Raw genomic sequence first — 13,259 nt, forward strand, 5'->3', positions numbered from 1 at the left:
CATTACTGTTGGCCACCACGCCCGGAACCGGGCGGCAAGATAAAAAAACAAGATCTCAGGGAGCCACCGAAATGACTGATGAACTACAACGCCTTGCCCGACTGACCCGCCTGGGCGGCATGTCGCGGCGCGATTTCCTTGGCCGTGCCAGCGCGCTTGGCATCGGTGCGGTGGCGGCCAACGGGTTGCTGGCCGGCGTTGCGCGGGCGCAGCCGGTGCAGGGCGGCGTCTTGAAGATGGGTCTGGGCGGCGGCGAAAGCACGAACTCGCTGGACCCGGCGGCGGCGCTTAGTCAGGTGCCCTTCCACTTTACCCGCTGCTTTGGCGAAACACTGGTCGATGTCAACGCCGATGGCAGCCTGGATTACCGCCTTGCCGAGGCGGTCGAGCCGGGCGCGGATGCAAAGACCTGGGTGTTCCGTATCCGCAAGGGGGTAGAGTTCCATGACGGCAAGACCCTGACCCCCGATGACGTGCTGGCGACCATGCGGCGGCATTCGGACGAGAACACCAAATCCGGCGCGCTTGGGGTGATGCAGGGCATCGCGGATATGCGCGTCGATGGCGATAATTTCATCATCGAAAGCACGACGGCCAATGCCGACCTGCCCTATCTGATGTCGACCTATCAGCTGGCCATCCAGCCCAATGGCGGCATGGACGACCCGGCCGCCGGCATCGGCACCGGCGCCTACAGGGTCACCGCGAACGAACCCGGCGTGCGCCATGTGTTCGAGAAATTCGCGAATTACTGGGATGACAGCCGGGGCCATTTCGAGGGCGTGGAAATGGTCGTCATCAATGATGCCACCGCCCGCAACGCGGCGCTGCAATCGGGTCAGGTCCATATCATCAACAAGGTCGACCCCAAGGTCGCGGCGCTGCTGTCACGCGCGCCCGGCTTGCAGGTCAAGCGCGTAGCCGGCCGCGGGCATAACGTCTTTGTCATGCATTGCGACACCGCGCCCTTTGACAATGCCGATCTGCGCATGGCGCTGAAACTGGCCGTCAACCGCGAGGAGATGGTCGAAAAGATCCTGCAAGGCTATGGCACCGTCGGCAATGACATTCCGATCAACGCTGCCTATCCGCTGTTCGACGCGGACCTGCCGCAGCGCGTCTATGACCCCGAACAGGCGGCCGAATTCTACAAGAAGTCCGGCCATGACGGCACGCCGATCGTGCTGCGCACAGCCGAGGCGGCCTTTCCCGGCGCCGTCGACGCGGCACAGCTGTTCCAGCAAAGCGCCGCCGCCGCCGGCATCCCGATCGAGATCAAGCGCGAGCCGGACGATGGGTATTGGTCCGAGGTCTGGAACAAGCAGCCCTTCTGCGCCTCGTATTGGAGCGGCCGCCCCGTGCAGGACCAGATGTATTCGACCGGCTATCTGTCGACGGCGGACTGGAACGACACCCGCTTCAACAATGCCGAGTTCGACCGCCTGCTGGTCGAGGCCCGCGGCGAGTTGGATCAGGACAAGCGCAAACAGCTTTACAGCCAGATGGCGATGATCCTGCGCGATGATGGCGGACTGATCCTGCCCATGTTCAACGATTTCGTCGAGGGCGTCCGCGACGATGTTCAGGGCTGGGAAGAAAACGGCGTGCTGGAATTGATGAACGGGCTTTCGCCCAGCAAATGCTGGTTCGCCTGACAGGTCGCGCTAGTGAATCCGCTTATCCTGAAGATCCTGGCTCAGCGCGTTGCGCTGAGCCTGCTTTTGCTGTTTCTGGTCTCGATCCTGATCTTTCTGGGCACGCAGATTCTGCCAGGTGACGTGGCCCAGTCGATCCTGGGCCGCTCGGCCACGCCGCAGGCGCTGGAAAACCTGCGGCAGGAACTGGGGCTGAATCAGCCCGCCCACACCCGCTATCTGAACTGGCTTGGGGGCGTGCTGCGGGGCGACCTGGGCACCTCGCTGACCAATGGCCGCGACATTGCCCAGGCGATCGGGCAGCGATTGGGCAATACGCTGTTTCTGGCCGGATGCGCCGCGATCATCGCCGTGCCGCTGGCCATATTTCTGGGGCTGATCTCGGTTCTTTATCGCAATCGCTGGCCTGACAAGCTGATCTCGGGGCTGTCGCTGGCGGCGATCTCGGTGCCGGAATTTCTGATCGGCTATGTGCTGATGTTCTATTTCGGGGTGATGCTGGGCTGGGCACCCTCGGTTTCCATGGTCACCGAAGGCATGCCGTTTCTGGCGCGGTTGCAGGCCATTGCGCTGCCCGTCGCGGTTCTGGTGCTGGTGGTGCTGGCCCATATGATGCGCATGACCCGCGCAGCGATCCTGAACGTGATGCAGTCGGCCTATATCGAAACGGCCGAGCTGAAGGGGCTGGGCATGTTCCGCATCATCTGGCGTCACGCCTTCCCCAACGCCATCGCGCCGGTGGTCAACGTGGTGATGCTGAACCTGGCATATCTGGTGGTCGGCGTCGTCGTGGTCGAGGTGGTTTTCGTCTATCCCGGCATGGGGCAGTTCCTGGTCGATCACGTGGCCAAGCGCGATGTGCCCGTGGTGCAGGCCTGCGGGCTGATCTTTGCCTCGGTCTATATCCTGCTGAACATGGTGGCCGATATCGTCGCGATCATCGCCAATCCGCGACTGAGGCACCCGAAATGAGGCGGATCCCCCTTGCCGCGCTGCTGGGTCTGCTGATCACAGGCCTGTTCTTCGCCGCCGCCATCCTTGCGCCGGTGATCGCGCCCTATGGCCCGTCGGAAATTGTCGGCGACGTGTGGGAACCGGCCTCGGCCGAACACCTGCTGGGCACAGACAATATCGGACGCGATCTGTTGACGCGGCTGATCTACGGCGGGCGAACGACGATCTTTGTTGCCACGCTGGCCACCGCGATCAGCTTTGTCACCGGCACCTTTCTGGGGCTGACGGCGGCGACCGTCGGTGGTTGGGTCGATCAGGTCATGTCACGCTGTGTCGATGTGCTGATGGCGATTCCGCCGCTGATCTTTGCGCTGGTCATCCTGTCGGTCATGCCGGTCACCATGCCGGTTCTGATCATCGTCATCGGGTTGCTAGAGGCCACCCGCGTCTACCGCCTGTCGCGATCCGTCGCCGTCGACATTGCCGTGATGGATTATGTCGAGGCCGCCCGCCTGCGCGGCGAGGGCCGGATGTGGATCGTCTTTCGCGAGATCCTGCCAAACGCGCTGTCGCCTCTGGTGGCGGAAATGGGGCTGCGCTTCATCTTCATCGTGCTGTTCGTCTCGACCCTGTCATTTCTTGGCCTTGGCGTGCAGCCCCCCGCCGCCGACTGGGGCGGGATCGTGAAGGAAAACAAGGATGGCATCGTCTATGGCATCGGCGCGGCGCTGTGGCCTGCCGTGGCCATCGCCGCGCTGGCGATCAGCGTGAACCTGATCGCTGATTGGGTGCTAAGCCGCACCTCCAGCCTGAAAGGCGGCCGCGGATGACCGAACCCCTTCTGAAGATTCGCGACCTGCGCATCGACGCCACGGTCTATCCGCCCGGCGAAGCCGCCCGTGAAATCCAGATCGTCAAGGGCGTCGATCTGGATCTGCAACGCGGCAAGGTGCTGGGGCTGATCGGGGAATCCGGGGCCGGCAAGTCGACCATCGGCCTGGCAGCGATGGCCTATGGCCGGGGCGGGGTGCGCATCACCGGCGGTCAGGTTCTGGTCAATGGCCGCGATGTGCTGACGCTGCGCGATTCCGGTTTGCGGCGCCTGCGCGGGAATGAGGTCACCTATGTCTCGCAATCGGCCGCCGCCTCGTTCAACCCGTCGCGGCGCATTCTGGAACAGGTGACCGAGGCCGCCATCCTGCATGGCAAATTCACCCGCCAACAGGCCCAGGCCCGGGCGATCGACCTGTTTGGCAAGCTGGGCCTGCCCGACCCGGAACGGATCGGCCAGCGCTATCCGCATCAGGTGTCGGGCGGCCAGTTGCAGCGCTGCATGACCGCGCTGGCGCTGTGTCCCGAGCCAGATCTGGTGGTGTTCGACGAACCGACCACGGCGCTGGACGTGACCACCCAGATCGACGTGCTGAAGGCAATCAAGGACGTGATCGCGCTGACCGGGGTGGCAGCTTTGTACATCACGCATGATCTGGCGGTTGTCGCGCAGGTCGCCGATGACATCATGGTGCTGCGCCATGGCGAGATGGTCGAACATGGCGCCACCGATCAGATCATCAACGCACCCCGGCAGGATTATACCCGCGCGCTGGTTTCCGTGCGCGAGATCCGCCACGACGAACAGCCCCCCACGCCGACGCCCGTGCTGTCGGTTGACGGGATCAGCGCCCGCTATTCCGGCATGCATGACGACGTGCTGTCGGACATCAATGTCGCCCTGTCGCCCGGTCAGACGCTGGCCATTGTGGGCGAAAGCGGGTCGGGCAAATCGACGCTGGCGCGCGTGATCACCGGACTTCTGCCACCGCGTTCAGGCAGGATCGGGTTCGACGGGCATGACCTGACGCCCGCACAGCGCCAGCGCCCGCGCCAGGATCTGCGGCAGTTGCAGATGATCTATCAGATGGCCGATGTGGCGATGAACCCGCGCCAGACGGTCGAGACGATCATCGGCCGGCCGCTGCAATTCTATTTCGGCCTGAAGGGGCGCCAGCGCCGCGACCGGGTCGTCGCGCTGCTGGACCAGATCGAGATGGGCGCAGATTTTCTGGACCGCTATCCGGCCGAGCTGTCGGGCGGCCAGAAACAGCGCGTCTGCATCGCCCGTGCCCTTGCCGCCGAACCAAAGCTGATCATCTGCGACGAGGTGACCAGCGCGCTGGACCCCTTGGTCGCGGATGGAATCCTGAAGCTGTTGTTGCAACTGCAAAAGGATCGGCAGGTCGCCTATCTGTTCATCACCCACGACCTTGCCACCGTTCGCGCCATCTCCGATTCCATCGCGGTGATGCATCGCGGCAAGGTCGTGCGCTATGGTCCGAAATCACAGGTGCTGTCGCCGCCCTTCGACGATTATACCGACCTGCTGCTAAGCTCGGTCCCCGAAATGCGCCCCGGCTGGCTGGAGCAGGTCGTCGCCCATCGCCGGATCGAGGCGGGTGGCGAATGACCGAAACCGCGCTGACCGACGCCGAAATTCTTGCCTTCGTCACCCGGACCAAGGCCGCCTATCCGCCCGCAGCCGCGACCGCGACCGGCGGCCCGGTCGAGACCCGGACCTATTACAATCACATGTGCGCCCTTTTCCGCGCCCCTCGCCCCGCTGGCCTGACAGTCACCGACGGGCTGGCAAGTGGCGTGCCGCTGCGCTGCTACGATCCGGGCGGCGATGCCGGGGCGCGGCCCTTTGTGCTGTATCTGCATGGTGGCGGCTTTGTCCTTGGCTCGCTGGACAGCCATGACGACATCTGCGCCGAGATCGCGGCGGATAGCGGGGCACAGGTCTTTTCGGCCGATTACCGGCTGGCCCCCGAACATATCTATCCGGCCCAGCAGGATGACACACAGGCCGTCTGGATGGCGCTGACCGCATCGGGCAGGACCGGCGTGGTGATCGGCGACAGCGCCGGGGCCAATCTTGCGGCCGGCCTGTGCCTGCGAATGCGCGATCTGGGCGGGCCGATGCCGCTGTCGCAGGTGCTGATCTATCCCTGGCTGGTTGGTGATGCGCTGGCCGGCGACCAGATGCCGCAATCCTATAGCGACAATCGCGACGGGCCATTGCTGACCACGGCGGATTGCCGCAACTTCACCCGGACCGTCACCGGCGGCGATCCCTCACTGGCGCGCAAGCACAAGGATCTGGTGCCGCTGCTGGAAACCGATCTGGCGGGCCTGCCGCCTGCGGTCATCATCACTGCGGATCTGGATCCGGTGCGCGATGACGGGGTGATCTATGCGGCCCGGCTGAAAGCGGCGGGTGTGGACACCATCCTGCGCAACGAGGCGCAGCTGGTTCACGGCTATCTGCGCGCCCGGCATGCCAGCACGCTTGCCCGCGCCAGCTTTGATTTCATCTGCGCCGCGATCCGCTCGGGCCTTGAAACTGGCCGCAACACCGCTGCCGGCTAGACCCGGACGGGCAAAGAAAAACCCCCACGCCTTATCGGTCGATGGGGGTTCGGTCGGGTTTGGTCGTCCTGCCGTCTGGTCGCATGTCAGAGGGCGCTCACGACCGTGTCGATATCGGCGCGGCACATGCCGATGTCTTCCAGCTGGCGTTCCGAAAGCTGGTTCAGTTCGCCGCGCGTGCGCCGACGGGCGTTCCAGCTGCGAAAGCGAGCGGCAATCTCGGTGAACAGCGTCTCGATAGCGGCGCCGTTATTCGTGGCAATGGCTGTCATCTGTCTATGTCCTTCGATGTGGCGTCCCGATGGGTCGGGCCGTTTTCACAGGAAGAAAGATAAATGCTGCACCTGCACAGTTCTACAGACACCGCGTCAAAGCCGCCTTGCACACAGCGCATAAACAACTGTTTACAATATGTTTAAACTTTCCGCGATGCAGCGTTATCGCAAACAAATCTGCTGCGGGAAGCGGTTGATTTCCTAGGATTTCCAGTCCCCGATCGCTGACTGCCACAAGGCCAGCGCGGCCACGGCTGCCGTATCGGCCCGCAATATCCGAGGCCCCAGGCTGACCCGATTGACGTAAGGCAAGGCACGCAGGCGCCCCCGTTCGGCATCGGAAAAGCCACCTTCGGGGCCGATCAGCACCGCCCAGGGGCCGGGTGTCAGCCCCGCCAGGGATTCCGCCGGCCCGGCGGCGGCCTCGTCAGCCCAGAGGATCCGCCGCGCAGGATCCCAACCATCCAACAGGCGCGACAACGGTGCCAGATCGGTGACGGCAGGGACAAAGGTGCCACCGCATTGCTCGGCGGCCTCGACGGCATGGGCTTGCAGACGATCCTGGCGGATGCGTTCGGAATTGGTGAAATCGGTCTGCACAGGCAGGATGCGCGCGGCGCCCAGCTCGGCCGCCTTTTCGACGATGAAATCGGTCCGCGCCTTCTTGATCGGCGCGAAAAGCAGCCACAGATCGGGCGGATTCCGCTGCGGGGCGGTCCGGGCCAGCGCCAGCAATTCGCCCCCGCGCTTTCCGGCCTGAGTGATCCGCGCGGACCATTCGCCATCGCTGCCGTTGAACACGGCAATCTCGTCACCCGCGCCCAGGCGCATCACCCCTGAAAGGTAATGCGCCTGCGCCGCATCCAGCGGCACGGGTTGTCCCGCTGCCAGCGGGTGATCTATGAACAGTCGAACCTTCGCCATGATGGGCAGACGCTATGCAAACCCAGCCGGAAAGACCAGCCTTCGTCGCGGATGCCCCGCCGGGCAACTGGGTCGACGCCTATGCGCCCGAATCCTGGCGGCCCTGGCTGCGCCTGTCACGCGCCGACCGGCCGATCGGCACATGGCTGCTGCTGCTGCCCTGCTGGTGGGGGGTAGGGCTGGCGATGATGGCCGAAGGCCCGCGCTGGTTCGACCTGTGGATCGCCATCGCCTGCGGCATCGGTGCGCTGCTGATGCGCGGGGCGGGCTGCACCTGGAACGACATCACCGACCGCGACATCGACGGCAGCGTCGCACGCACGCGGTCGCGGCCGATTCCGTCGGGCCAGGTCACGGTCCGGGGCGCGGCCATCTGGATGGGTGTGCAGGCCGGGATCAGTTTTCTGATCCTGCTGACGCTTGGGCGAACGGCGATCCTGCTGGGCTTTGCCTCGCTGGCGCTGGTGGCGATCTATCCTTTTGCCAAGCGCTTTACCTGGTGGCCACAGGTGTTTCTGGGCTTTGCCTTCAACTGGGGCGTGCTGCTGGCCTATGCCGCCCATACCGGCCGCGTCGATGCGGCGCCCTTTGCCGCCTGGCTGGGCGGCATCGCCTGGACCATCTTCTATGACACGATCTATGCCCATCAGGATGCCGAGGATGACGCGCTGATCGGGGTGAAATCCACCGCGCGGCTGTTTGGCGACAACAGCCCCACCATCCTGCTGGGATTCGGATCGCTGGCGGTCGTGCTGCTGGCTCTCGCAATCGTGCTGACGGGTGAGGGGCTGGTGATCGGCCTGATCGGGCTTGCCGGCTTTGCCGCACATCTGACCTGGCAATGGTGGCGCTTTGATCTCAAAGACAATTCCGGCTGTCTGCGGCTGTTCAGGTCCAACCGCGATGCCGGGCTGATCCTTGCGCTGTTTCTTGCCATTGCCGGGCTGGTTTGATTGCGCAGACCCGGTCCTGCCGCTAGACCGGGCAAATCCCGCAACAGCCTGAAATCCCGTATATGACTGACGACCCGCATCGACGTTCGACAGCCCTTGCTACCATCGTGGTCCTTGCCGGTGCCGGAGGGCTGTGCTGGATGGCGGCGACCGCGACTGCGCGGTTCATCGAACAGCGATCGTTGCAGGATGTCAGCCTGGCATTGAGCGCAGGGGGCTATGACTGGACCGATGTTGCCACCAACGGCTTGCAGGTTCAGCTGTCCGGCACCGCCCCGAACGAGGTGCAGCGGTTCCGTGCCATCACCCAGGTCGCGGCCGTCGTGGACCAAAGCCGCATCGTGGACGAGATGCAGGTGGCCCGCCCCGATGCGATCGAGCCGCCCGATTTCGCCGTCGAGTTATTGCGCAATGACGAGGGCATCTCGCTGATCGGACTGGTGCCCACTGAAACCGACAGGCTGGCGGTGGTCCGCCTGCTGCAAAGCGAAACCGCCGCGCCACAGGTCACCGATCTGCTGGAGGCCGCCGATTTCCCCGTGCCCGAAGGCTGGACCGAGGCGCTGGATTACGGTCTGCGGGCCACGCAACTGGCCCGGCGGGCCAAGATCTCGGTCGCGCCGGGGCGGGTTGCTGTGGATGCCATCACCGACAGCGCCGCCGAAAAGGCACGGCTGGAAACCGGGCTGCGGCGGATCAAGCCCAAGGATCTGGTGCTGATCAGCAAGATCTCGGCCCCGCGCCCGGTCATCGCCCCCTTTACCCTGCGCTTTCTGATCGACGAGGATGGCCCGCGGTTTGACGCCTGCGCCGCCGAGGATGACGAAGGCCGCGACCGCATCCTTGCTGCGGCGCGCGCCGCAGGTGTTGGCGGGCCGGCCGGCTGCACCATCGGGCTTGGCTCGCCCTCGCCCGATTGGGCCGATGCAGCCGTCAGCGCCATTGCCGCCGTTGCGGAAATCGGCGCCGGCACCGTCACCCTGTCGGATGCCGATGTCGCGCTATATGTGCCGGCCTCGGTCGATCGCGACGTCTTCGATGCCGCCGCTGGCCGGCTGGAGCAGGCCCTGCCCACGGTCTTTTCGCTTCAGGCTGAACTGCAACAGCCGCAGAATACCGATGCCGGCCCGGCCGAGTTCCTGGCCAGCGTCGCGCCCGATCATACGCTTTTCATGCGTGGCCGAATCACCGATGAACGCATGCGCGAAGCCGTCGACAGCTTTGCCAGCGCCCGTTTCGATAAGATGGAAAGCACGCTGCGCACCGATGACAGCGTGCCCGCCGGCTGGACCGTACGCGTCATCGCCGCGCTAGAGGCGATGACGGCGCTGACCAACGGATCCGTCACCGTCACGCCGGACATGATGCGGATCACCGGCACGTCGGGCGACCGTCAGGCCTCAGACCGGGCGGCGGCCTCTTTGTCGCACCGGCTTGGCGCGGGGGCGCAATATGAACTGGCGATCCGCTATGACGAGCGGCTTGATCCGCTGCTGGGGCTGCCAAGTGGCGCCGAATGCGTCGCGTCGCTGAACACCATCATGGCGGAATCGGCCATCGGGTTCGAGCCGAACAAATCCGTCATCGCCGGCGATCCGGCCGAAACCCTGTCGCGCCTGTCCGAGGCGATGACGAATTGCACGGTTTTCCAGGTCGAGCTGGGCGGTCATACCGATTCGCAAGGCTCCGAAGGCTTCAATGCCGATCTGTCGCGCGCCCGCGCCCAGGCCGTGCTGACCGCGATGGCCGGGGCCGGGATCGACACGGCCAACATGACCTCGCGCGGCTATGGCGAAAGCCAGCCCATCGCCAGCAACGAGACCGAAGAAGGCCGCGAAGCCAACCGCCGGATCGAGTTCCGGCTGCTGTCCGAATCCCCGGTCCGGCGCGATCCGCTGCCCGAGCCGGTGGTGGTGTCGGGTGTAACCGAAACGCCCGCATCGACCGACAGTGCCGAGCCGTCGGCGGATCAGGCGGCCGATCAGGCGGCCGCTGCCGATGACGCGGATGGCGCGGGCCAGCCCGCTGCCGACATGCCCCCTGCCGACATGCCGCCAGCCACAGACGGCGAGGCAGCGCCGGTGCCCGCCGGTCCCTCGGTCCAGTCGCCGGCGGTTGTCGGCGCCACCGAGATCGTGACCGGGGCCGGGCAAGCCGCGCTGGACGCCGATGAAGAAAACGTTAGGCTACCGGTGCAGACCCCCGATGATGACACGCCCCGGCCCCAGCCACGCCCAGAGGATCAGGCCGAGGATCAGGCAGCCACCGCCGACTAACCCCATGTGAAGGCCCGATGAACCGCACCGAATTCATAACCGTTACGGCCATCATCCTGTTCACGGCCTTTGTGCTGGGCTGGTTCGCCAGCTGGTTGCTGCATCGGCTGACCCGCCCCACACGCGCCGATATGGGCGAACTGGACCGCATGGCCCAGCAACTGCACGACGCCGAGGAACAGCGCGACGAAGCCGTCGCCCGGCTTGAAGAACGCGAAGCCGAGCTGCGGTCCAAGCTGATCGGCACCGAGGCCGAATTGCGCGCCGCCATGGACGGGTTGCGCGAAAGCCGGTCCGAGATCGAGGAATTGCGCGAATATATCGAACGCAAGCTGGCCCGGAACCGCGCCCAGCCCGGCCGCTAGGCAAGGCGCGGGCCGCAATCGCGCGCCCCATCATCATCGCAACAGAAAAGCGCAAGAAAACCGCTTGACCCGACGCGGCGGGCGTCCTAAATCGCCCCAGCCTATGGCGGAGTAGCTCAGCTGGTTAGAGCAGCGGAATCATAATCCGCGTGTCGGGGGTTCGAGTCCCTCCTCCGCTACCAATTCCCCCCCACGACCATCCGGCACCGCGACAGATCCGTCATGGCGGTCTGCCGCAAGCCAACACCGACGTCGCGTTATTCCGGCCCGTTGATCGCAACTGTCATCGCACCGATGCCCTCGATGCTGGCAATCATGCGATCCCCGGCCTTTACCTCGCTGACGCCTTCGGGCGTGCCGGTATACAGCAGATCGCCCGGCATCAGCGTATAGAAGGCCGAGGCCCGTTCGATCAGCGTGGAAAGGTCGCGGATCATGTCCGAGGTCCGCGCCTTTTGCCGGACGGCGCCGTTGACCCGCAGTTCCATCTCCAGCGCCGAAGGGTCGGCAATTTCGTCGGCAGTGACCATCCACGGCCCCAACACGGTATAGCTGTCGCAGGATTTCCGCATGCTGCGTTCCTGCGTGCCGCGCACCGTCATATCCAGCCCGATGGCATAGCCGGCCACATGATCCAGCGCCGCCGCGCGCGACACGCGGTCAGCCTTGCGGCCGATGATGGCGACCAGCTCGATCTCGTGGTCGTTGCGCGAATCGGGGAAACGGATCGTCACCGGCTCGGCCGCGCCGATCAGCGAACTGGTGGCTTTCAGAAACAGCCCGGCCTTGTCGATCGGCATGATATTGGTGCCGTGATGGATCGTCTCATCGGCAAGCGCCTCGTCCAGATGCAGCCGATAGTTTACCGGCGCGCCGATGATCTTGCGCGGCGAGGCCACCGGCGGCAGCAGCCGCACCCGGTCCAGCGGGATCGGATCGGCGGCATCGGCCAATGCCTCGATCCGGGGGCGCAGCTGGTCCAGCGCCGCGATCAGCGGATCATGGTCCGGCAGCGGATAACGGACTTGCGGCAGCACCCCCAGCACATCCGAGACATCATGCACACAATTCCCCCGGACCACGCCAAGGCGGTTATCGTCAAAGCGGCACAGTTTCATCTCTTTCCACTCCCAATCTGTTGCAATGCGGGCAGGATGGTGCCCTCGCACCGGCCAAAGCCGATCCTGTGCCCTTCCAGCTGGCCCCAACCCGTCAGGGTGACGCTGTCGCCATCCTCAAGGAAGGTCCGGCTGCCGCCCTGTTCCAGCCGGATCGGGTCGCGCCCGCCCCAGCTTTGTTCCATCAGGCAGCCGAATGTCTGACGCTCGGGCCCGGAAATCGTGCCGGACCCCAGCAGATCGCCCGTTTCCATGCGGCAGCCGCCCACCGCATGATGCGCCAGAAGTTGCGGGGCCGAGTAATAGAGATGCCGCGTATTGGTGCTGACGATCCGGCTGGCGTTGCCGTTGGAGGGGGTCAGATGCGCCTCTAGCGTCAGGTCAAAGAAGTAATCGGCGGGTTCGTGCAGATAGGGCAGCAGGGGGTTGTCGCGTTCCGGCGCGCCCCTGCGAAACGGTTCCAATGCGGCGCGGGTCACCACCCAGGGGCTGATCGTGGTGCCAAAAGCCTTGGCCTGAAACGGGCCAAGCGGCACGCTTTCCCAACGCTGGATGTCACGCGCGGACCAGTCATTCATCAGCACGAAGCCGAACAGATGTTCCCAGGCCTCGGCCACCGACAGGTTCTGCCCCATCTCGGTCGGCAGGGCGACGACGGCACCGAATTCGACCTCGATATCCAGACGGCGGCAGGCGACCATTTCCGGGCCGTCGGCGTCATCGTCCCGCACCTGCCCCATCGGGCGGCGCAGCGGCGTTCCCGAAACGACGACCGTGGATGCACGCCCGTTATAGCCGATGGGGATATGCGACCAGTTCGGCGTCAGCGCGTTCGCGGGGCCGCGCAGGATCGAACCGGAATTTAAGGCATGCTGTCGCCCGGCATAGAAATCGGTATAGCCGGCGACCCGGAACGGCAGATGATTCCGGGCATCATCCATCGAAATCAGCGCCTGTTCGCAGCGGGCAGGATCGTCGCGCAGTTCGGGCGTGCCATCCTCGGCCAGCAGGTCGGTCAGCCTTCTGCGCAGCCACGCCCAGGCCGCTGGCCCTGCGGCCATGAACCGGTTGATTCCGGCCTCGTGAAAGCCCCATTCGCCGGCATCCCGTCCAAGCAGCCCCGCTTCGGTCATCGCCGCCAGATCAAGCACCCGATCCCCGATCGCGACGCCACAGCGCGGGCCGCTGCCGGCCGTTGAAAAGACCCCGTAAGGCAGATTTGCCACCGGAAAATCCCCGCCCGGCGCATTGGCCCCCGCGACCCAGGAACGTTGCATGGCTTCCTCCTGATTGTGATTGCACGCGCCCGGACG

At 65.0% G+C, this 13,259-nt stretch carries 12 protein-coding genes and 1 tRNA gene; 9 read left to right on the forward strand and 4 right to left on the reverse strand.

Annotation, left to right across the window (positions count from 1 at the left end):
• The first annotated feature begins 71 nt into the window (after positions 1–71).
• The 5 genes from FNJ84_RS02035 to FNJ84_RS02055 are packed head-to-tail and all read left to right on the forward strand — an operon-like array spanning position 72 to position 6,035.
• On the forward strand, positions 72–1,655 hold the full coding sequence (locus FNJ84_RS02035) for an ABC transporter substrate-binding protein (protein ID WP_143791237.1): 1,584 nt from the start codon (positions 72–74) through the stop codon (positions 1,653–1,655).
• Between the two features lie 12 nt (positions 1,656–1,667).
• A complete protein-coding gene (locus tag FNJ84_RS02040) occupies positions 1,668–2,627 on the forward strand; it encodes an ABC transporter permease (protein WP_143791238.1) in 960 nt (319 codons plus the stop codon).
• Positions 2,624–3,439 carry an ABC transporter permease gene (locus FNJ84_RS02045; protein WP_143791239.1) on the forward strand — a complete coding sequence of 272 codons (816 nt, stop codon included), beginning with the start codon at positions 2,624–2,626 and terminating at the stop codon, positions 3,437–3,439. Before FNJ84_RS02040 ends, FNJ84_RS02045 begins: the two co-directional genes overlap by 4 nt.
• Complete coding sequence (locus FNJ84_RS02050) at positions 3,436–5,073, forward strand: ABC transporter ATP-binding protein (protein WP_143791240.1); 1,638 nt, start codon at positions 3,436–3,438, stop codon at positions 5,071–5,073. Before FNJ84_RS02045 ends, FNJ84_RS02050 begins: the two co-directional genes overlap by 4 nt.
• A complete protein-coding gene (locus FNJ84_RS02055; RefSeq protein ID WP_143791241.1) occupies positions 5,070–6,035 on the forward strand; it encodes an alpha/beta hydrolase in 966 nt (321 codons plus the stop codon). The genes FNJ84_RS02050 and FNJ84_RS02055 overlap by 4 nt, the downstream gene beginning before the upstream one ends.
• Before the next feature lie 86 nt (positions 6,036–6,121).
• On the opposite strand, the gene FNJ84_RS02060 is transcribed toward FNJ84_RS02055, so the two are convergent.
• The gene (locus FNJ84_RS02060) at positions 6,122–6,307 is read right to left on the reverse strand and encodes a DUF1127 domain-containing protein (protein ID WP_143791242.1); all 186 of its coding nucleotides are present in this window, start codon (positions 6,305–6,307) and stop codon (positions 6,122–6,124) included.
• Positions 6,308–6,511: 204 nt separating this feature from the next.
• A complete protein-coding gene (locus FNJ84_RS02065) occupies positions 6,512–7,234 on the reverse strand; it encodes a 16S rRNA (uracil(1498)-N(3))-methyltransferase (protein WP_143791243.1) in 723 nt (240 codons plus the stop codon).
• A gap of 14 nt (positions 7,235–7,248) precedes the next feature.
• Between FNJ84_RS02065 and ubiA the strand changes: the two genes are divergently transcribed.
• The 4 genes from ubiA (at position 7,249) to FNJ84_RS02085 (ending at position 11,010) form a co-directional block, all read left to right on the forward strand.
• Positions 7,249–8,187 carry a 4-hydroxybenzoate octaprenyltransferase gene (gene ubiA / locus FNJ84_RS02070; RefSeq protein WP_143791244.1) on the forward strand — a complete coding sequence of 313 codons (939 nt, stop codon included), beginning with the start codon at positions 7,249–7,251 and terminating at the stop codon, positions 8,185–8,187.
• 62 nt (positions 8,188–8,249) lie between these two features.
• Positions 8,250–10,463, forward strand: coding sequence for an OmpA family protein (locus FNJ84_RS02075; protein ID WP_143791245.1), 2,214 nt, complete (start codon positions 8,250–8,252; stop codon positions 10,461–10,463).
• A gap of 17 nt (positions 10,464–10,480) precedes the next feature.
• Positions 10,481–10,828: a hypothetical protein gene (locus FNJ84_RS02080; RefSeq protein WP_143791246.1), complete on the forward strand. Its 348-nt coding sequence runs from the start codon at positions 10,481–10,483 to the stop codon at positions 10,826–10,828.
• Between the two features lie 105 nt (positions 10,829–10,933).
• A tRNA-Met gene (locus FNJ84_RS02085) sits at positions 10,934–11,010 on the forward strand.
• Positions 11,011–11,085: 75 nt separating this feature from the next.
• Here FNJ84_RS02085 and FNJ84_RS02090 read toward each other — a convergent pair.
• Together FNJ84_RS02090 and fahA are read right to left on the reverse strand one after the other, a co-directional pair.
• On the reverse strand, positions 11,086–11,946 hold the full coding sequence (locus FNJ84_RS02090) for a fumarylacetoacetate hydrolase family protein (RefSeq protein WP_143791247.1): 861 nt from the start codon (positions 11,944–11,946) through the stop codon (positions 11,086–11,088).
• A complete protein-coding gene (gene fahA, locus FNJ84_RS02095; protein ID WP_143791248.1) occupies positions 11,943–13,223 on the reverse strand; it encodes a fumarylacetoacetase in 1,281 nt (426 codons plus the stop codon). Before fahA ends, FNJ84_RS02090 begins: the two co-directional genes overlap by 4 nt.
• Between the last annotated feature and the right edge of the window lie 36 nt (positions 13,224–13,259).

Origin of the sequence: Paracoccus sp. M683 (genome assembly GCF_007096355.1) — a bacterium.
GTDB lineage: Bacteria > Pseudomonadota > Alphaproteobacteria > Rhodobacterales > Rhodobacteraceae > Paracoccus.